Raw genomic sequence first — 19,918 nt, forward strand, 5'->3', positions numbered from 1 at the left:
CGTTACTTCACCGCGTCACTTCACCGTGTTACTTCACCGAGCCGGCCAGCACGCCCTGCACGAAGTAGCGCTGGAAGGCGAAGAACACCACCAGCGGGATGATCAGTGACAGGAACGCGCCGGGCGCCAGGATGTCGATGTTGCCGGTGAACTGGCGCATCTGCGACTGCAGCCACTTGGTCATGGGCTGGGAGTCGGTCCCGGCGAACACCAGCGACACCAGCAGGTCGTTCCACACCCACAGGAACTGGAAGATGCCGAGCGAGGCGATGGCCGGGCCGCCGAGCGGGAAGATGACCCGCCGGAAGATCGTCCACTCCGAGCCGCCGTCCATCCGCGCCGCCTCCAGCAGGTCGCGCGGGATGGCGGCGAAGAAGTTGCGCAGCAGGAAGATGGCGAACGGCAGGCCGAAGGCGACGTGGAACAGCACCACGCCGGCGATCGACCCGAACATCTGGAACCCGCCGAAGTCGATCTTGCCGTAGAGCTTGGCGACCGGCAGCAGCGCCACCTGCACCGGCACCACCAGCAGCGCCACCACCAGCAGGAACAGCCAGTCCCGGCCGGGGAACTCCATCCAGGCGAACGCGTAGGCCGCCAGCGAGGCGATCACCACCACCAGCACGGTGGTCGGCACGGTGATCAGGATGGTGTTCCAGAACGAGTCGACGAAGTCGGGCTTGTCGAGCAGCGCCGAGTAGGACGAGAAGCTGAGCTGGGACGGCTTGGTGAACACCTGCCACCAGCCGCCGGCGTTGTTGTCGGCGTTGGAGCGCAGCGAGGCCACCAGCAGGCCCAGCGTCGGCACCAGCCAGAACAGCGCGACCAGCGCCAGCAGCGCCTGCGCGAGGCCGCCGCCGAGCCGGGCCGTGGCGCGGGCGGCGAACCCGCGGCGCGGCGAGCCCGCCGCGCCGTTGCCGTTGGCGCCGTCGTCGTCCCGCTCGGCGGGCTCGACCGTGTCGGTCCTGTCCGCGGTGCTCATTTGCGCTCCTGCCGCAGCCGCCGGATGTTGAACAACATGGCGGGCATCACCAGCAGGAACAGCAGTACCGCGATGGCGCTGCCGGCCCCCTGGTCGTTGCCGCCGCCGAACGCCTCGGTCCACATCTGCAGGGCGAGCACGCTGGCGTTGGGATCGCCGCCGCCGATGATGAACACCAGGTCGAACACCTTCAGCACGTTGATGACCAGCGTCACCAGCACCACCACCAGCACCGGGGCCAGCAGCGGGATGGTGACGCGCCGGAACACCTGCCACTCGGTGGCGCCGTCCACGCGGGCCGCCTCCAGCGCGTCGCGCGGGATGGCCGCGAGCCCGGCGGCGATCAGCACCATGGCGAAGCCCGCCCACACCCACAGGTACGACACGATGATCGCCGGGGTGATGAGGGTGGAGCCGAGCCATTCGGCGCCCCGGTAGGAGGCGGTGAAGTTGTCCTGCGGCAGCCGGATGGTGACCGGGCCGTCGCCGACCTTCCTCAGGGTGAACGTGCCGTCGTCCTTGGTGGTCGCGGTGGCCACGACCTTGCTGCCGCGCACCGCCTCCACCGTGACGCCGGGCAGCCCGCTCTCCCCCGCGTTGGGGGCGTTGGACTGGCCGCCGCCGCCCTTGGTGAAGTCGAACCACACCGTGCCGGTCACCTCGCCCGACTGGGCGGACGGCGGCTGCGCGGCGGGCTTGGCGGTCTTGGGCAGCGTCTCGGGCTTGACGCGCAGCAGCGGCACCAGCGCCGTCCGGCCGGGGTCGACGGCGGCGGTGGTGACCACCGCGCCGCCCTCGGCCTTCACCGGCTGGCCGTCGCCGTTGCGCGGGCCCGCGCCGGGGTAGCTCGCGCCGCCGGCGAAGGTGTCGTGGATCGCCACCATCGCGGCGTTGGCCACGCCCTTGTCGGGGTCCTGCTCGTACACCAGCCGGAAGATGACGCCGGAGGCGAGGAACGAGATCGCCATCGGCATGAACACCACCAGCTTGAACACCGTGGCCCACCGGATCCGCTCGGCGAGCACGGCGAACAGCAGGCCGACGATGGTGACCACCGTCGGCGCGACCACGACCCAGACGGCGGTGTTGCGCACCGACACCAGGTTGTCGTGGCCCTGGAAGACGCCGGCGTAGTTGTCCAGGCCGACGAAGGAGTCGCCCCCGGCGTCGAAGAAACTGCGGATCACCGAGTAGACGATCGGGTACACCACCAGGAAGCCCAGCAGCACCAGCGCCGGCAGCAGGAACAGCAGCGCCAGCCATGACGGCGGCGTCAGTCCCTCGCGGCGGCTGCGGCGGGGGGCCTTGTCACCGGGGGTCCCGGTGTCCGCCGTCCCGGGGGCGACGGCGGCGGCGCCGCCGGCCGTGGCGGCCGGCGGCACCTCCTCATGCGCACTCATGCGGAGCCTTCATTCAGGGGTTCCTCGTGGTCGGGCGCCGTTGTTCGCGGGTTACTTGTAGGCCTTGGCGGCCTCGGCCTCCAGCTTCGCCTGGGTGCCCTTGACGTCGGTCGGCTTCTGGACGAAGCCGCGCAGCGCCTCCCACATGCCCTTGCCGGGGGTGGCGCCGAACGCGGCCGGGGTCAGGTCGGACATGTCGTAGCGGGCGGCGTCGCCGGCCTGCTGCATCTGCGCGACCAGTTCCTTGGCCACCGGGTCGGAGTAGGCGTCGGGGGCGACGTTCTTGTTCGGCGACAGGTAGCCGCCGAGGCCCGCCCACACCTTGCCGGCCTCGGGGGAGGCCAGGTACTTCATCAGCTCCTGGGCGCCCTTGCCGTCCTTGAGGGCGACGGCGGTGTCGCCGCCGAGCAGGGCCGGTGCGGTGTCGCCGGCCTTGGGGAAGGCGAAGACCTTGGCGTCGGTGCCGACCTTGGACTTGGTGGTGTTGATGTTGGCGGCGGCGAAGTCGCCGCCGTAGACCATCGCGGCCTTCTGCTGGCCGAACACCTCGGTGATGGAGGAGTCGAACTTGGTCTTGGTGGCCTGGGAGACGCCGCCGGACAGGAAGTCGCCCTTGCCCCAGATCTGGCCCAGGGTCTCCAGGGCCTTGCCGACCGTCGGGTCGGTCCACTTGATCTCGTGCTTGGCGAGCTTGTCGTAGTTGGCGGCGCCCGCCTGCGACAGGTAGACGTTCTCGAACCAGTCGGTCAGCGTCCAGGAGTCCTGCGCGCCGGCGGCCAGGGCGAAGGGGGTCTGCCCGGCGTCCTGCAGGGTGCCGGCGGCCTTCACCAGGTCGGCCCAGGTCGCCGGGGGCTGCACGCCGGCGTCGGAGAACACCTGCGGCCGGTACCAGAGGATGGACTTGTAGGCGGCCTTGACCAGCACGCCGTAGGTCTGGCCCTTGGCGGAGGCCAGCTCCTTCCAGTACGGCGCGAAGTTCTTGTCGACCTCGGCGACCACGTCGGCGGCCAGCGGCTTGAGCGAGCCCTTGGCGGCGTACTGCTGGAGCAGGCCGGGCTGCGGCAGGATCGCCACGTCCGGCGGGTTCTTGGCCTCCAGGCGCGGGCCGAGGTAGGCGTCGGTGTTCTCGCCGGTGGAGGCGTAGGTGACGGTGGCGCCGGTCTTCTTCTCGAACGCCTTGAGGACGTCGCGGAAGTTCTTCTCCTCCGGGCCGGTCCACTTGGCGGCGACCTCGACCTTGGTGCCCTTGAGCGGCCCGTTGGCGGCGGCGTCGCCGCCGTCGTCCTTCTTGTCGTCGCCGCCGCCGCACGCGGCCGCGGACAGGAGCAGGCCCGCCGCCACGGCGGCACCCGTCAAGCGCCTGCTGATCCTCATGCTTCATCCTTCCCTGACGGCGCGGCCCCGGTTCCCCAGACGGACGCGCCGGTGTCGATATCGAAGAAGTGCAGTCGGCCGGTGTCGACGCTGATCGTCACCGGGTCGCCGACCTTGACGCGGGTGCGCGGGCTGAACCGGCCGATCAGGTCGGTGCGCTGCGCCTCCCGCACGTCGGTGCCCGCGTCGCGGGCGAGTTCCCGGGTGTCCTCGGTGACCACCTGGGCGGCCTCGATCGCGAAGTGCACCAGCACGTCCGAGCCCATCGCCTCGACGAGCTCGACGGTGGAGGTGAGGGTGCGGCCCGGCCCGGGGTCGGACTGCCCGGCGCCGGCCGGCGCGTCGGCCAGCCCGGCGTCCTCCATGTCCTCGGGCCGGACGCCGACCACCAGGTCGCGGCCGAGGTAGCCGGCGAGGTCGGGCCGGTCGGCCAGCACCTCGGGGGGCAGGGTGAGGGTCTGGCCGCCGACCTCCAGGCGCGGGTTCGCCGCGTCGCCGGTCAGGGTGCCCTGGACGAGGTTCATGGCGGGTGAGCCGATGAACCCGGCCACGAACAGGTTCGCGGGCCGGTCGTACAGTTCCTGCGGCGGGGCGACCTGCTGGAGCTCGCCCTTCTTCATCACCGCGACCCGGTCGCCGAGGGTCATCGCCTCGGTCTGGTCGTGGGTGACGTAGATGGTGGTGACGCCGAGGTCGCGCTGGATGCGGGCGATCTCGGCGCGGGTCTGCACGCGCAGCTTGGCGTCCAGGTTCGACAGCGGCTCGTCCATCAGGAACGCCTGCGGCTCACGCACGATCGCGCGGGCCATCGCCACGCGCTGGCGCTGGCCGCCCGACAGGTTGCGGGGCTTGCGGTCCAGGTGCTCGACCAGGCCGAGGATGCCGGCGGCGCGCTCGACGCGCTCGCGGATCTCGGCCTTGGGCATCTTGCGGAGCGACAGCCCGAACCCGATGTTGTCGCGCACCGACAGGTGCGGGTAGAGCGCGTAGCTCTGGAAGACCATCGCGATGTCGCGGTCGCGGGAGGGCACCCGGTTGACGACGCGGTCGCCGATGGTGACCCGCCCCTCGGAGATCTCCTCCAGCCCGGCCACCATGCGCAGGGCGGTGGTCTTGCCGCAGCCGGACGGCCCCACCAGGACCAGGAACTCCCCGTCGGCGATGGTGAGGTTCAGGTCGGTCACGGCCCGGGTCCCGTCGGGATAGACCTTCCCGACGCCTGTCAGGGCGACCTCTGCCACGGCGTCTCCTTCTGCTGCGTTTGCTGCGTTTGCTGTGTTCGGCCCCGGCCGGGGAGCCGTCCCCGGCCTGTCACACGCCCGTGACGGGGGGAACACGCGTTCGTAACCCGCCGGACGATGAGCAAAATCAGTACCGCCCTTGGCGGACGGCTGGCAACCCGCCGGACGGCCGCCGCGCCATTTGGTGCAAAGATCGTTATCTGCCGGTAGCCGACGGAAAAGGGCGGGGACCCGGCCGGGTCCCCGCCCTCACGTGCGGCGGTGTGTCGCGGTGCGGTCGCGGCGCTGTCGCCACACCGTCGCCGTGCTGTCGGCGCGCTGTCGGGACGTGGTCGCCGCGCTGTCGGCGCGTGGTCGGCACGCCGTCGCGGCGCCGCGCGCCGGCGGCGCGCCGCCGGTTCAGCCCACGATCACCAGGTCGCGGCCGGTGTTGTTCAGCCGCTCGTGGCCGTCCTCGGTGCACACCACGATGTCCTCGATGCGCGCGCCGTGCGGGCCCGGGTAGATGCCGGGCTCGACGGAGAAGGCCATGCCGGGCTCCAGCGGCTCGGTGTTGCCCGCCACGATGTAGGGCTCCTCGTGGACCTCCAGGCCGATGCCGTGCCCGGTGCGGTGGACGAACAGCTCCCCGTACCCGGCGTCGGCGATCAGGTCGCGGCCGGCGGCGTCGACCGCCTCGGGCGTCACGCCGGGCCGCACCGCGTCGCAGGACGCCCGCTGGGCGGCGCGCAGCACCTCGAAGTAGCGGCGGTAGTCGTCCGGGGGCTCGCCCACGCAGTAGTTGCGGGTGGAGTCCGAGCAGTAGCCGCTGGGCATGACGCCGCCGATGTCGACCACGACGGGCTCGCCGGGGCCGATGACGCGGTCCGACAGCTCGGCGTGCGGGTTGGCGCCGTTGGGGCCCGACCCGACGATGACGAAGTCCACGGTGGCGTGGCCCTCGGCGATGATGGCGTCGGCGATGTCGCGGCCGACCTCGCGCTCGGTGCGGCCGGGCTTGAGGAAGTCGGGCACGCGCCGGTGCACGCGGTCGATGGCCTCGCCCGCCTCGCGCAGCGCGGCGACCTCGGCGGCGCTCTTGCGCATCCGCAGCTCGCGCAGCACCGACCCGGCGGCGACCTGCTCGGCGGCGGGCAGCGCGGCGCGGAAGCGCAGCGCCATGACGGCCCACATGCGGTCGGCCACGCCGACGCGGGAGCCCGCGCCGGTCAGCCCGGCGGGCAGCCGCCGCGCCACCAGCGCGTAGGGGTCGTCGGTCTCGTCCCAGGCCACCAGCTCCACGCCCAGGTCCCCGGCCGGGGACTCCCGGGCGGCCGGCAGCTCCAGCCGCGGCACCACCAGGAACGCCTCGCCCTCGGCGGGCACCGCGAGGCAGGTCAGCCGCTCCAGCGGCAGCGCGTCGTAGCCGGTGACGTAGCGCAGGTCCGGGCCCGGGGTCAGCAGCACCGCCCCCAGGCCGGCCCGGGCGACGGCCTCTTGCACCTGGGCGACCCGCGTCCGCGGATACAACTCCGTTGTCACACCCGTCTCCATTTCCGGTCACGGTGTTCCGGTCACGGGGTGACCGTGGCGGAATCACCGCTTCCTCCTCCCCAGTGAGCAGGTCCTGTTACATTCTGTACATGCTCCGACACTGGCATGTCCGCTGCGGACACCCCACCAGCATCCCAGTCGTCCCGCGTGCGGCCGCCGGGGGCGCCGGGGCCGGCGGCCGCCGCTGAGCGCGGGGCCGGTGATGCAGCAGAGCCAGGCCCTCGCCCTCGCCGCCACCGTGGAGCGGTTGCGCCACGAGCTGGACGCCCAGCGCCGCGGGGAGCGGGCCCGCACGGTGGTCGAGCAGGCGAAGGGCCTGCTGGCGGAGCGGTTGGGCTGCGGCGTGGAGACCGCCTACGACCACCTGCTGGAGCTGGCGGCGCAGGCGGGGGTGCGGCCCGCGTCGGCGGCGGCGCTGCTGCTGGGCGTCGACGCGGACGCGGCCGCCGAGGAGGCGTCGCGGTCGGCGGCGGTGTTCGCCCCGGCCGCCTACCTGGACCCGCCGGACGTGCCCGACGCGCGCCCCGGCACCGGCGCGGCCCCGCCCACCGCCGTCACGGACGGTGACGGCGAGGGCGGGCCGGTCGCCGACAGCGGCCACGCGCACCCCGGCGCTCCCCCAATTACGGACACCGGCACGGCAGATGCCGGGATTACGGACACCGGCATTACGGACACGCCGGGCGGTGATCTGCCCGCGCCGCTGGCGGCGGCCCGGCATCTGGCGGCGGCGGCGTTCGAGGCTGCCCGGGGCCCCGACGAGCTGGCGCTGCGCCTGGGCGAGGAGGCGCTGGGCTGGCTGGGCGCGAGCGCGGTGCTGCTGACGGTGCTGGAGCCGGACGGGGCGCTGCGGGTGGCCGGGGCGTACGCGCTGCCCGCGCACGTGGTCAGCGAGTGGGCGCGCATCCCGCCGCACTGCAACGTCGGGCTGGTACGCGCGGTCCGGTCGGCGGCGCCGCTGTGGGAGGCCGACCCGGCGCGGCTGGCGCTGGTGGGGGCGGCGGCGAAGCTGCCGGGCCCGTACTCGTGCGTGCCGCTCAACTCGGGCGGCCGCGTCATCGGGGCCGCCGAGATCACCTGGTCGCCGGACGCGGCGCCCGACGGCCGCACCCGCCGCTACGTGCGGTCGGTGCTGGCGGCGTGCGCGCGGCGGTTGCGGGACCTGGCGCCGGCGGCCGGGGGCGCGGCCGACGCGCCGTGGTTGCGGGCGCTGCTGGACGCGGTGCAGGCGCCCGGCGCGCTGATGACGCCGATCCGCGACGAGGACGGCGAGGTCGTCGACTTCCAGATCGACGTCGTCAACGCTGACGCGACCGAGCTGGCCGGGCGGCGGGCCGAGGACATCGTCGGGGTGCGGCTGCTGGAGCGGTACCCGGGTCTGGCGGTGTCGGGGCTGTTCCACGAGTACGTGCGGGTGCTGGAGTCGGGGGTGCCGCTGCGGCGGGGCCCGCGCGACTACGCCAGCCTGAGCGAGGGGCGGCTGGTGCCGACCACGCTGAGCGTGCGGGCGTGCCGGGTGGGCGGCGGGGTGCTGGCGAGCTGGCGGTTCCACGACGACTCCGCCGACCTGGCGGGGCAGCTCGCGCAGGCGCAGCGGCTGGGCAACCTGGGGTGGAGCCGCTGGGACCTGGCCGGCGGCGACATCTCCTGGTCCGACCAGCTCTACACCATCTTCGGGCGGTCGCGGACGGCCGGTCCGCTGCCGCTGGAGGGCCTCGCCGACCACGTGCTGCCCGAGGATCTGCCGCGCGCCGAGCAGCTGATGCGCACGCTGCTGGGCCGCCGCGAGCCCGCCGACCTGGAGCTGCGCGTGCGGGTGGGCGCCGACGTGCGGCACCTGCGGGTGATGGCCGAGCCGGTGCTGGACCCGCTGGGCGCGCCGATCGCGCTGCACGCGGTGTTCCAGGACGTCAGCCAGCGCCGCCGCGCCGACGAGACGCTGGCCGCCACGCGCCGCCAGCTCGACCGCGAGCGGCGCCGCATCGCCGAGGAGCGGCACATCGCGGTGGAGTTGCAGCGCGCGATCCTGCCGCTGCCGCGCGGGCCGCGCACGCTGCCGGGGCTGAAGGCGGCCGTGCGGTACCTGCCGGCGCAGAGCCGGACGCGGGTCGGCGGCGACTGGTACGAGGCCACCGCGCTGTCGGAGCAGGAGGTGTTCCTGGCGATCGGCGACGTGTCGGGGCACGGCCTGGCCGCGGCGGCGGGCATGGCGCGGCTGCGCAACGCGCTGAGCGGGCTGGCGTGCACCGGCGCGCCGCCCGACCGGCTGCTGGGGTGGCTGAACCGGCTGCTGCTGCACCGGCACCGGTCGCTGACCGCCAGCGCGATCGCGGCCCGGTACGCGCCCGAGACGCGCACGCTGACGTGGGCGCAGGCGGGGCATCCCCCGCCGGTGCTGCTGCGCGGCGAGCGCGCCGAGACGTTGCGGCCGCCCGAGGGGATCCTGCTGGGCGCGGTGGACGCGCCGCCGCTGGAGGCGGCGACCCTGCGGCTGGAGCGCGGCGACGTGCTGCTGTTCTACACCGACGGGCTGGTGGAGCGCCGCGACCGCGACCTGACCGACGGGTTCGAGCTGCTGCGGCGCGCGGTGCAGGAACGGCCGGGCGAGGGACCCGACGGCGTCATCGACCACGTGCTGGTGGCGCTGGGCGCGGCCAACCCCCTCGACGACACCTGCCTGCTGGCGATCCAGGTGACGTGACGGGCGCGGCGACTGCAGCGTCTCGACCGGCGCGGCGGCCCGCCGGGCGCGGTCGTGCGACCTGCGCGGTGGTCGTGGCGGCGCGGTCCGAACGTCGGTGGTGCGTGGCACGATGAACGCCATGAGCGGGCTGATGCTGCTGGACACGCCGTCGTTGTACTACCGCGCCTTCTACGGGGTGCCCGACAAGGTGACCGCGCCGGACGGCACGCCGGTCAACGCGGTGCGCGGCCTGATCGACATGATCGCCCGCCTGGTGGCGGACCGCTCCCCCGAGCGGCTGGTGTGCTGCATGGACGCCGACTGGCGGCCCGCGTTCCGGGTGGCGGCGCTGCCGTCGTACAAGGCGCACCGGGTGGCCGGGGCGGACGCGGCGGACGGCGCGGCGGGCGGGGCCGGGGAGGAGACGCCCGACGCGCTGGAGGTGCAGCTCCCGGTCATCGACGCGGTGCTGGACGCGGTCGGCCTGGCGCGGCTGGGGGTGCCCGGCTACGAGGCCGACGACGTCATCGGCACGCTGGCGACGGCGGGCCGCGAGCGCGGGCCGGTGGACGTGGTGACCGGCGACCGCGACCTGTTCCAGCTGGTGGACGAGCGCGGCCCGGTGCTGGTGCTGTACACCGCGCGCGGCATCCGCAACCTGGAGGTGCTGGGCGAGAAGGAGGTCGCGGCCAAGTACGGCATCCCCGGCCGCGGCTACGCCGACTACGCGACGCTGCGCGGCGACCCCAGCGACGGGCTGCCGGGCGTGCCGGGCGTCGGCGACAAGACGGCCGCGACGCTCATCACGCGGTTCGGGTCGCTGGCGGGGCTGCTGGAGGCGCTGGACTCGGACGTGCGGGAGGGCCTTCCGGCGGCGGCGCGGCGCAAGCTGGAGGGCGCGCGCGACTACCTGGCGGCGGCCGAGACGGTGGTGCGGGTGGTCACCGACATCGACTCCCCCGAGCTGCGCGCCCTGGACGACGACCTGCCGCGCGCGCCGCGCGATCCGGAGGCGCTGGCGGAGCTGGCCGAGCGGTGGGGGCTGAACAGCCCGGTGGAGCGGCTGCTGAAGGCGCTGGCCGGATCCTGACCGGCGTGTCAGGCGCGCCGCGGCGGCCTTGACGGGCGGCGGCGGGCGGCTGACGATGGCCTGACCGGGCGGTTCCGGTGGTGTGTCAGAGGACGCACGGCGGACGTGCCCACGGGTGCAGCATCGTGATCGAGAAGGGGTTCTCCTTGGGATACGGGCGACCGGTGCCCGTGGCGATGGGCCTCACCGCCCCACTCCCCCCAGTTGCCGCGGGCCCCGGTCCTCCCGGCGGCGGGCGGCGCTTGCCAGGGCTCCCGCCGCACGTCCGCCGCAACCGCCGAACCGACCCGCGGGCCCGCTCGCGAGCAGGCCGCAGAAAACGGAATCCCGGTGACCGAGAGGACCTACCCGCAGGGCTTCGGCCCGCCCCCGCCGCGCAACGACGCCCCCCACGCCGGTCCGCACGCGGGCCCGGGCGCCGGTAAGGCGCGCTGGGAGGCGTTCTGGGACGCCCTGGACGAGGCGCAGCGCGCCGGGCTGCGCGAGGTGGCGCGGCCGCGCGCCTACGCCGCCAAGGTGCCGCTGTGCTACCAGGGCGACCAGTCCGACCACATCATCATCATCGAGGGCGGCTGGGCGAAGGTGGCCTCGACGACCGCCGACGGCCACGCGGTGGTGCTGGCGGTGCGCGGGCCGGGCGATCTGGTGTGCGAGAGCGCGGTGCTGGGCAGCCGGCACCGGTCGGCGACGGTGACGGCGCTGAGCCCGGTGCGGGCGCTGGTGGTCCCGGCCGCGCGTTTCACCGGTTACCTGGACGCGCATCCGGAGGTGTGGCGGCTGGTCAGCGGCACGTTCGTGCGGCGGCTGGACGAGGCCGGGCGCCGGGTGCAGGCCAACGTGTCGGCGAAGGGCGCGCAGCGGCTGGCGGCGCTGCTGGCGCATCTGGCGGAGCTGTCGGCGCGGTACGCGCCGCCCGCCCGGGGCGGCGGGATCGAGATCGCGCCGCCGCTGTCGCAGGAGGAGCTGGGCAGCTGGATGGACGCCTCGCGGGAGACGGTCGCGCGGGCGCTGGGCGTGCTGCGCAGGCAGAAGCTGGTGGACACCGGCTGGCGGCGGATCGTGGTGCTGGACCTGCCGGGCCTGCGCGCCTACGCCGACGGCCACCCCGACCCCTGACGCCGCGCGCCGGCGGCACGCTGCGAGGCCGCACATCGGCAACGGGCTTGGATGCGATGCCCTGACGCCGACGCCGTCACGCGCGGACGCCGCCGTCCCCTGGTGGGGACGGCGGCGTCGTCGTGTTCGCGTGCGGGCCGTCAGCGGCGGCCCCTGCGGCCGCGCCAGTTGGTGCTGGTGCCGACTCCCGCCAGGTGGAGGGCCAGCAACAGCAGGCCCACGGTGATGAGGGTCTGGAAGTTGAAGGCGTCCGAGGAGATGTCGGCCAGGTCGAACAGCAGGGCGAGGGCGAACACGGCCGCGGCGGCGATCGCGAGCATCATGGACCTCCGGGTCAGTCGGGGCGCCGGGCTTCCCCCGAGGCGCACCGGCGTGATCTCCGATGCGCGGGGGGACAAACCACCCCACATTCCCTGCGCGCTCCAATAGCCGATTAAGGATGTCCCTTATTCGGGCCGGAGGGAACGTCGCCGGTCAGGCGGCGGGTTCGATGCGCAGCTCGCGGCTCAGCTCGGTGGTGATGTCGGCGTTCAGCCGGTAGGCGAGTTTGACCTCGTCGATGACGCGGGCGCGCTCGGCGGCGTCCCAGGGGGCGGCGTCGAGCAGCTCGCGGTAGGCGTCCTTGTAGCCCTTGGGCTTGCCGGGGAAGCGGTAGAACAGCACGCCGGCGTCGTCGCGGCCGAGGTCCAGGCTGCGCTGCACCTGGCGGCCGATGTACTGGCCGCCCGACAGGTCGCCCATGTAGCGGGTGTAGTGGTGGGCGACGAAGCCGCCCGGCCAGTCGAAGCACACCTCGCGCAGGCGCTCGGCGTAGCGGGTGGCGGCCTCGCCCGGCTCGATCCGGGCGGCCCAGCCCGGCCCGTACAGGTAGGCGAGGTCGGCCTCCAGCGCTTCGCGGCGGCGCAGGTCGGGGAAGACGAAGGGCCCGGCGACGGGGTCGGCCGCCATGGTCTCGGCGGCCCGCTCCAGCAGGTCGTAGACGTGGTAGAGCTGGGCGACCAGGACGGCGTACTCCTCGCGGCCGAGCCGTCCCTCGACCAGCGCCGACATGTAGGCCGAGCCCTCGTTGTCGCCGTGGTCGCTCCAGGTGGCGGCCCGCAGCTCCGCCGCGAACCCCGCGTCCTGTCCCTCAGCGCGCCCCGCAGCCTGCTCGGACATGCCCATCCGCGTCCCCTCCGTCCGTCGGCCGACCGTTCCGGCCGAGTGAGATGAGGTTAGCCTTACCTAACTCGCACCGGAAGGGGGTGCAGCCGACTTTTCCGACGTGACGTCGGCTACTTTACCGACGCCGCGTCGGAATGGCCAGAGGGGAACGGATGGCCGAGGTCAGCGGCCGGGTTCGGCGGCCGGAGCCGGGTCCGGAATCGGCGACGTGGCCGAGAGGGCCGGGTCAGTGGCCGTCGTTCGGGGCGAGGCCGAGCACCCTGCGGGCCTCGTCGGACATGCGGACGACCTCGTGGCGCACCTGGGGGCGCTCGGTGAGCCGCCCGCTCCAGGGGATGCGCACCGGGACCTCGGCGCCGTCCACGGTGGCGGCGAAGTCGATGCCGTCGGCGTCCATGCCGCTCATGCGGGCGGCGGTGGCGTCCGGGACGCCGCCCAGCCCGCGGGCGATGATCGCGCAGTCGCCGGGGTGGTCGTCGTTCATGTGCCGCATGATCTGCCGCACCACGTCGTCGGTGAAGGGGTCGTTCTCGGTCATGGCGCAGGCCCTCCTGGTTCGCGGTCCCACGGCCGTGCCCGCGCCGGGCGGCCGGGCGGCCGCCTGACGTGCGGGTTCACGACCGTTCAGGTGGGCCTCACCCTAGTAAGGCTTACCTAACTTTGGCGAGTCGGAGGCGCGCCGGACCCGCCCCGGCCGGTCCGGGGCGGACGGGCCGGGGGCGGGGCCACGGGTCAGGTGACCGAGGAGTAGGCGACGACGCCGCGCCGCATCGCGTCCATCGCCTTGCGGGCGGTCTTGCGGATGTGGCTGTTGGGCGGGGCGGCGTCGGCGACCTGGCCGAGCAGGTCCAGGAGCTGCTTGACGGCGCGGACGAAGTCGCCGGCGGTCATGCCGGCCTCCAGCAGCACCTCGTCCAGGTCGTGGCCGCGGGCCCACTGGTAGGCGGTCCAGGCGAAGCCGAGGTCGGGCTCGCGCAGGAACGACACGCCGTTGTCCTCCTCGACGGCCTCCAGCTGCCCCCACAGCCGCACCATCGAGCCCAGGGCCTCCTGGACGGCGCCGGTGGGGGTGCGGGGGCGGGCGGCGTCGTCGGGCTGGCGCGACTCGTACACCAGCGCCGACACGCACGCGGCGAGCTCGGCGGGGTCGAGGCGCTCCCACAGGCCCTCGCGCAGGCTCTCGGCGGTGAGCAGGTCGAGCTCGTTGTAGATGCGGCCGAGGCGGCGGCCCTCGTCGGTGACGTCGTCGCCGTCGAGGTAGCCGAGCTGCTGGAGGACCGCGCAGACCTTGTCGAAGGTGCGGGCGATGACCTGGGAGCGGCCCTCGACGCGGCGGCGCAGCTGCTCGGTCTCGCGGTCCAGGCGGTGGTGGCGCTCGGCCCAGCGGGCGTGGTCCTCCCGCTTGTCGCAGCCGTGCACGGGGTGGCGGCGCAGCTCGGCGCGCAGCCGGCCGATCTCGGCGTCGTCGGAGGCCGGGGCGTCGCGCTGGCGGCGGCGCAGGTCGCCGACGTCGTCGGGCACCTTGTTGCGCAGGGTCGAGGCGAGGTCGCGGCGGTCCTGGGGGTTGCGGGGGCTGAAGGACTTGGGGATGCGGATGCGCTCGACGGGTTCGACGGCGCGCGGGAAGTCCAGGACCGACAGGCGCTGCACCGACCGGTTGGCGGTGAGCACCAGCGGCGCGGGCCCGTCGGAGCGGCGGCCGACGCCGGGGTCCAGCACGACGGCGAGGCCCGTGCGGCGGCCCGACGGCACCAGGATCACGTCGCCGGGCCGCAGGTGCTCCAGCGCTCTGGCGGCCTCGGCGCGGCGCGACGACGACCGCTCGCGCGACAGCTCGGCCTCGCGGTCCGACAGGCGGCGGCGCAGCGCGGCGTACTCCATGAAGTCGCCCAGGTGGCATTCGGCGGCCTTGGCGTACCCGGCGAGCGCCTCCTCGTTCTTGCGGACCTGCCGGGCCAGCCCGACGACGGCGCGGTCGGCCTGGAACTGCGCGAACGACTCCTCCAGCAGGGTGCGGGCGCGCTCGACGCCGACGGCGCCGACCAGGTTGACGGCCATGTTGTAGGAGGGCCGGAAGCTGGAGTTGAGGGGGTAGGTGCGGGTGCCGGCGAGCCCGGCGACCGAGTTCGGGTCGACCGTCGGGGACCAGAGCACCACCGCGTGGCCCTCGACGTCGATGCCGCGGCGCCCGGCGCGCCCGGTGAGCTGGGTGTACTCGCCGGGGGTGAGGGCGAGGTGGGCCTCGCCGTTCCACTTGTCGAGCTTCTCGATCACCACGGTGCGGGCGGGCATGTTGATGCCCAGCGCGAGGGTCTCGGTGGCGAACACCGCCTTGGTGAGGCCGCGGGTGAACAGCTCCTCGACGATCTCCTTGAAGGTGGGCAGCATCCCGGCGTGGTGGGCGGCGATGCCGCGCTCCAACGCCGACAGGAAGTCGTCGTAGCCGAGCACGCGCAGGTCCTCGCGCGGGATGTCGGCGGTGCGCAGCTCGACGTGGGCGCGGATCTCCTCGCTCTCCTCCTTGGAGGTGAGGCGCAGCCCGGCGTGCAGGCACTGGAGGACGGCGGCGTCGCAGCCGGCGCGGGAGAAGATGAAGGTGATGGCGGGCAGCAGCCCGGCGCGCTCCAGCCGGGAGATCACGTCGGGGCGCATCGGGGGCCGGAAGCGCTGCGGGCGCGACTCGCGGCGGCGGCCGGTGCGGCGGCCCTGGTTGACCTTGGCGCGGCGCACCTCCTCCACCGCCATGCGCTGCAGCTGGGGGTTGACGCGGGCCTGCCGCCCGCCGCCCTTGCCGGTCTCGACGAACAGCTCGTACAGGCGGGTGCCGACCAGCATGTGCTGGAACAGCGGCACGGGCCGGTGCTCGTCGACGATGACGGCGGTGTCGCCGCGGACGGCCTGGAGCCACTCGCCGAACTCCTCGGCGTTGCTGACGGTCGCCGACAGCGCCACGATGCGGACCGAGTCCGGCACGTGGATGATCACTTCTTCCCAGACCGCGCCGCGGAACCGGTCGGCCAGGTAGTGGACCTCGTCCATGACCACGAACGCGAGGCCCGCCAGGGTCTGCGACCCGGCGTAGAGCATGTTGCGCAGCACCTCGGTGGTCATGACCACGATGGGCGCCTCGCCGTTGACGCTGTTGTCGCCGGTGAGCAGCCCGACCTTGTCGGGGCCGTAGCGGCTGACGAGGTCGGCGTACTTCTGGTTGGACAGCGCCTTGATGGGCGTGGTGTAGAAGCACTTGCGGCCGCCGGTGAGGGCGAGGTGGACCGCGAACTCCCCGACGAGGGTCTTGCCGGAGCCGGTGGGCGCGGCCACCAGGACGCCGCTGCCGGCCTCCAGGGCCCGGCACGCCTCGATCTGGAACGGGTCCAGGGGGAAGTCGTACAGGGTCTGGAAGTCGAGCAGGGCGGGCCCGCTGCCGGCGTTGCGCTTGCGGTGGGCCGCGTAGCGCTCCGCCGGGGACTGGTCGGCCGACTGCGTGTCGGGGGTGGTCATGGAACGAGCCTACGGTTTCGACCGGCCCGTTATGCACTCCGGGGCGGGTTCGGGTGACCCGTTTTACCCGGAAGCGGTCCGGTCGTGGGCTCTAGGGGCGGCTCGGGGCGGCCCGGCGACGGCGGCTCAGGGGCGGCGGTCGCCGCGTTCCAGCTCGGCGTCGATCTCCTCCAGGCGCAGCGGGGAGACCTCGTCGTCGGCGAGCTCGGCGTCGGGGTCGGCGGTGAGGCCGCGGCGCCGGTCGTTGAAGTAGGCGAGCACGGCGGCGATCTCGTACAGCACCACGGTGGGCAGGGCCAGCACCAGCATGGTGACGGGGTCGCCGCTGGGGGTGGCGACCGCGGAGAACACGAAGATCCCGAAGACGGCGATGCGCTGGGTCTTCTTGATGCGCTGGAAGGTCAGGACGCCGACCAGGTTCAGCATCACCACCAGCAGCGGCAGCTCGAAGGTGACGCCGAACACCACGAGCATGGCCAGCACGTAGCTGAGGTACTGGTCGACCTTGACCAGGGCGGTGACGCCGTCGATGGAGAAGCCGCCCAGGAACAGCTGCAGGCCCTTGTCGACGAACAGGTAGGCGAGCCACGCGCCGACCAGGAACAGCGGCACCGCGACCGTCAGGAACACGTAGGTCCAGCGGCGCTCGCGCTTGTACAGGCCGGGCGCCACGAACGCCCACAGCTGGTAGAGCCACACCGGCGACGACAGCACGATCCCGACGATCATGGCGATCTTGAGGCGCACGAAGAACTGGCTGAAGATGCCGTCCACGACCAGGGTGCACTTGTCGTTCAGTTCCCGGGCCTGGGGGATCTGGCAGTAGGGCTCCTTCAGCAGGTCCCAGATGGGCTGGAAGAACACGTAGCCCACGATCATGCCGATGACCAGCGCGATCATCGCTTTGATCAGCCGGTTGCGCAGCTCGCGGAGGTGGTCCAGCAGCGGCATGCGGCCGTCGGGGTTGGCCTGCGCGGAGCTCAGGAGCTTCATCGTCGGGGATTCAGGGGTCTAGGCCGCCGATCGGGGGTCGGGAGGGGTCAGGACTTGCCGAAGCGGTCGCGGTCGGCGACCGGCACGCCCTGGATCGGCTCGCCGGACGGCAGGGCGCCCTGCCGGTAGGGCTGCTGCTGGGCGCCGGGCTGGGCACCGGGCTGGACATTGGCGGCCTCGCGCTCCAGGCGGGCGGCCTCCTCGCGCAGCTGGGCGGCGCGGTCGCGGGCCTCCTGGGCCTGGACGCGGTCGGCGTCGCGGCCGGCGGCCCGGTCGGCGGGCGTGTCGGCGGGAGCGTCGTCATCGTCGTCGCGCAGGCCCTTGGTCTCGGCCTTCAGGATGCGCGCGGACTTGCCGAGCGACCGCGCGAGCTGCGGCAGCTTGGTGGAGCCGAACAACAGCAGGACGACGAGGAGGACGATCAGGATCTCGCTCGTGCCAAAGCTACCCATGGACATTCCCTCTTCAGCAGGTGGTACTCAACCCGATCGTACGCCGTCTCCGGAGTCGCGTGCCGCATGCGCCTCCTGGAGATCGTGGAGTTCACTCCGCAGCGCCGTCTGTTCGGGCTCCAGCCGCCTGCGGGTCCGGTCCAGTTCACGCGCCAGACGGCGCACGCCCAGGTGGACCTTGAAGCCGCAGAACGCCAGGACCAGCAGTCCGGCGAAGCTCATCGCCACCGTAAGCCACGTCGCGGTGGGCATGGTCACCGCCCCTCTCGGCGCGTCCCGGCCGGGACGTTCGGGTCGTCCGGGCCGCCCGGATGGGCGGCGCGTCCGGCGGTCTCGTAGCGGGCCAGGGCGCGGGCGGCGTCGGCGCGCACGCCCTCGGCCAGGTCGGCGGGGGCGGTGATGCGGCCCTGGTCGCCCAGGCGCAGCGCGAGGCCGCGCACCCACCGGGTGTCGGGGGTGCGCAGCACGATCCGCAGCCGCCCCTCCCCCAGCTCCTCCACGCTCTCGCACGGGTAGTGGTCGGCGACCCAGCGGCCCTGCGGGGTCAGCTCGAAGCTGACGCGGACGTCGTGCTCGGACGGCCGGAACAGCCCGGCGTCGACGTCGATGGGCTCGGCGCCGGCGGGGACCTCGGCGGCGGCGTCCAGCACCTCCAGCGCGGTGACGCGGTCGAGGCGGAACAGCCGCACCGCCTCGGCGCGGCGGCACCAGCCCTCCAGGTAGGTGTTGCCCTCCACCACCAGCAGCCGCATGGGGTCGACGTCGCGCTCGGTGTTCTCGTCGCGGGCCGGGACGTAGTAGGTGAGGTGGACGCGGCGGCCGGCGCCGATGGCCTGGCGCAGCCGGCCCACGGTGTCGCCGCCCGCGTCGACCTCGACGGTGACCTGGCTGCTGACCTGGGAGGCGGCGGCCCCGGCGGCGGTCTCCAGCTTGGCGATGACGCGGCTGAGGGCGTCGCGGTCCTGGAGGTCGGGGATGCCCGCGAGCATGCGCAGCGCCACCAGCAGGGCGCTGGCCTCGTCGACCTTGAGCCGCAGCGGGCGGGCGATCGACTCGGCCTCGGTGACGGTGATCTCGCCGCCCTCGTAGGACAGGTCGATCGGGCAGTAGGGGTCGGGGGCGCGCAGCTCCACGCACCACAGCAGGTTGAGGTCGTCGATGAGCTGCTTCTCGGTGACGCCGAACGCGGCGGCGGCCTCGTCGAGGGCGACCGCGTCGCGCGACACGACGTAGGGCACCAGGGCCAGCAGGCGGCCCAGCCGGTCGGTGGAGGTGGTCGCGGCGGCCTTCCCGGCCGGTTTGCCCTGCGGCTTGGCCTGCGTTTTGGCCTGTGCCTTGGTGGCCTTCACGGCGTCGCTGGTCTCGTTCACCGGTCGCTCCCCGCCAGTACCGCCTTGAGCTGCTGGATGACCGCCTCGCGCAGGTCGGGCGGGTCGAGCACCACGACGTCGTCGGCGAACCGCGCCAGGTAGGGCGCGAAGCGGTCCACGTCGCGGAAGGTGAGGACGGCCTCGTCCCACCCGGCCCAGCCGTCGCCGGCGGCGGGCCGCACCTCGCGGGCCCAGCGGCGCGGGCCCTGGGCGGCCCCGGCGCGCAGCAGCACCTGCGCCGGGCGCGGCTCGGCGACCGGGTCGCCGCGGTCGAAGGCGATGCGCCGCACGTCGACGTCGGCGGGCACGGTGACGCTGTCGGCGGGGCCGTCGGGCACGACCTCGCCGGTGATGCGCGACAGCCGGAACACGCGGGACTCGCCCCGGTCGCGGTCGTGGCCGACCACGTACCAGCGGCCGCGGCGGCTCACCACGCCCCACGGCTCCAGGTGGCGGCGCGCGACCTGGGTGCGGCCGATGCCCTGGTAGTCGAAGGCGACGGGGCGGCGGTCGCGGACCGCCTCCCACAGCGCCGGGAAGGCCGGGTCGCCGGTGTTGACGCGGGGTTCGATGCCGACGGCGGTGGGCACGTCGGTGTCGACGCCGGCGGCGCGCAGCTTCAGCAGCGCGCCGGAGGCGGCCTCGGCCATGCTGGCGCGCTGCCAGACCCGGGCGGCCAGGCCCAGCACCGCGGCCTCGTCGGGCGTCAGGTGGATGTCGGGCAGCTCGTAGGCCTGCGGCGGGATGCGGTAGCCGATCTCCTCGCCGCCGCCGCCCTGCTGGTCGCTGCCCACCTCCAGGGGCACCCCCAGCTCCCGCAGCTCCTCCTTGTCGCGTTCGAACATGCGCTTGAACGCCTCGTCGGAGTCGGGATAGCCCGGGACCGCCCGGCGGATCTGCTCGGCCGTCAGGTACCTGCGGGTGGCGAGCAGGCAGACCACCAGGTTGAGCAGGCGCTCGGTCTTGCGCCGCGACACTTCGCCACCACCTTCTCGCTCGCTGTGCCCGGTCCGTCCCCG

At 73.8% G+C, this 19,918-nt stretch carries 17 protein-coding genes; 3 read left to right on the forward strand and 14 right to left on the reverse strand.

Features of this window, described 5'->3' with window-relative positions; genetic code table 11:
- Positions 1–28: 28 nt before the first annotated feature.
- The 5 genes from AH6_RS02715 to AH6_RS02735 all read right to left on the reverse strand — a co-directional run bounded on the left by AH6_RS02715 (position 29) and on the right by AH6_RS02735 (position 6,518).
- Complete coding sequence (locus AH6_RS02715) at positions 29–982, reverse strand: carbohydrate ABC transporter permease (RefSeq protein ID WP_067472909.1); 954 nt, start codon at positions 980–982, stop codon at positions 29–31.
- Positions 979–2,382 (reverse strand): ABC transporter permease, encoded by a 1,404-nt coding sequence (locus tag AH6_RS02720; protein ID WP_067472912.1) that lies wholly within the window; start codon positions 2,380–2,382, stop codon positions 979–981. The genes AH6_RS02715 and AH6_RS02720 overlap by 4 nt, the downstream gene beginning before the upstream one ends.
- A gap of 51 nt (positions 2,383–2,433) precedes the next feature.
- Positions 2,434–3,756: an ABC transporter substrate-binding protein gene (locus tag AH6_RS02725; RefSeq protein ID WP_067472924.1), complete on the reverse strand. Its 1,323-nt coding sequence runs from the start codon at positions 3,754–3,756 to the stop codon at positions 2,434–2,436.
- Positions 3,753–4,997 carry an ABC transporter ATP-binding protein gene (locus AH6_RS02730; protein WP_067472928.1) on the reverse strand — a complete coding sequence of 415 codons (1,245 nt, stop codon included), beginning with the start codon at positions 4,995–4,997 and terminating at the stop codon, positions 3,753–3,755. The genes AH6_RS02725 and AH6_RS02730 overlap by 4 nt, the downstream gene beginning before the upstream one ends.
- Positions 4,998–5,396: 399 nt before the next feature.
- Positions 5,397–6,518 carry a M24 family metallopeptidase gene (locus tag AH6_RS02735; protein WP_245679149.1) on the reverse strand — a complete coding sequence of 374 codons (1,122 nt, stop codon included), beginning with the start codon at positions 6,516–6,518 and terminating at the stop codon, positions 5,397–5,399.
- A 214-nt stretch (positions 6,519–6,732) separates the two neighbouring features.
- On the opposite strand from AH6_RS02735, the gene AH6_RS02740 reads away from it, so the two are divergent.
- From AH6_RS02740 to AH6_RS02750, 3 genes are all read left to right on the forward strand, one after another.
- Entirely contained in the window at positions 6,733–9,231 is a 2,499-nt protein-coding gene (locus AH6_RS02740) for a SpoIIE family protein phosphatase (protein ID WP_067472935.1), read from the forward strand.
- A 121-nt stretch (positions 9,232–9,352) separates the two neighbouring features.
- On the forward strand, positions 9,353–10,303 hold the full coding sequence (locus tag AH6_RS02745) for a 5'-3' exonuclease (protein WP_083982157.1): 951 nt from the start codon (positions 9,353–9,355) through the stop codon (positions 10,301–10,303).
- Between the two features lie 330 nt (positions 10,304–10,633).
- A complete protein-coding gene (locus AH6_RS02750; RefSeq protein WP_083982158.1) occupies positions 10,634–11,419 on the forward strand; it encodes a Crp/Fnr family transcriptional regulator in 786 nt (261 codons plus the stop codon).
- Between the two features lie 140 nt (positions 11,420–11,559).
- Here the strand turns inward: AH6_RS02750 and AH6_RS02755 are convergent, their stop codons facing one another.
- The 9 genes from AH6_RS02755 to AH6_RS43325 form a co-directional block, all read right to left on the reverse strand.
- Positions 11,560–11,742, reverse strand: a complete 183-nt coding sequence (locus AH6_RS02755; protein WP_245679150.1) for a hypothetical protein — start codon at positions 11,740–11,742, stop codon at positions 11,560–11,562.
- 151 nt (positions 11,743–11,893) lie between these two features.
- Positions 11,894–12,577, reverse strand: a complete 684-nt coding sequence (locus AH6_RS02760; RefSeq protein WP_067473077.1) for a biliverdin-producing heme oxygenase — start codon at positions 12,575–12,577, stop codon at positions 11,894–11,896.
- A gap of 232 nt (positions 12,578–12,809) precedes the next feature.
- Entirely contained in the window at positions 12,810–13,121 is a 312-nt protein-coding gene (locus tag AH6_RS02765; protein ID WP_067472941.1) for a DUF2470 domain-containing protein, read from the reverse strand.
- Between the two features lie 194 nt (positions 13,122–13,315).
- Positions 13,316–16,084 carry a DEAD/DEAH box helicase gene (locus AH6_RS02770; protein ID WP_067472944.1) on the reverse strand — a complete coding sequence of 923 codons (2,769 nt, stop codon included), beginning with the start codon at positions 16,082–16,084 and terminating at the stop codon, positions 13,316–13,318.
- A gap of 126 nt (positions 16,085–16,210) precedes the next feature.
- Positions 16,211–17,077 carry a twin-arginine translocase subunit TatC gene (gene tatC / locus AH6_RS02775; RefSeq protein WP_067472947.1) on the reverse strand — a complete coding sequence of 289 codons (867 nt, stop codon included), beginning with the start codon at positions 17,075–17,077 and terminating at the stop codon, positions 16,211–16,213.
- 47 nt (positions 17,078–17,124) lie between these two features.
- Entirely contained in the window at positions 17,125–17,529 is a 405-nt protein-coding gene (gene tatA / locus AH6_RS02780) for a Sec-independent protein translocase subunit TatA (RefSeq protein ID WP_067472950.1), read from the reverse strand.
- A gap of 27 nt (positions 17,530–17,556) precedes the next feature.
- Entirely contained in the window at positions 17,557–17,781 is a 225-nt protein-coding gene (locus tag AH6_RS02785; protein WP_067473080.1) for a hypothetical protein, read from the reverse strand.
- A gap of 2 nt (positions 17,782–17,783) precedes the next feature.
- Positions 17,784–18,899, reverse strand: coding sequence for a helix-turn-helix transcriptional regulator (locus AH6_RS43320; RefSeq protein ID WP_373861724.1), 1,116 nt, complete (start codon positions 18,897–18,899; stop codon positions 17,784–17,786).
- A complete protein-coding gene (locus tag AH6_RS43325; protein ID WP_067472955.1) occupies positions 18,896–19,876 on the reverse strand; it encodes a helix-turn-helix transcriptional regulator in 981 nt (326 codons plus the stop codon). The genes AH6_RS43320 and AH6_RS43325 overlap by 4 nt, the downstream gene beginning before the upstream one ends.
- Between the last annotated feature and the right edge of the window lie 42 nt (positions 19,877–19,918).

Origin of the sequence: Actinomadura hibisca NBRC 15177, from assembly GCF_001552635.1 — a bacterium.
Taxonomy (GTDB): Bacteria; Actinomycetota; Actinomycetes; order Streptosporangiales; family Streptosporangiaceae; genus Spirillospora; species Spirillospora hibisca.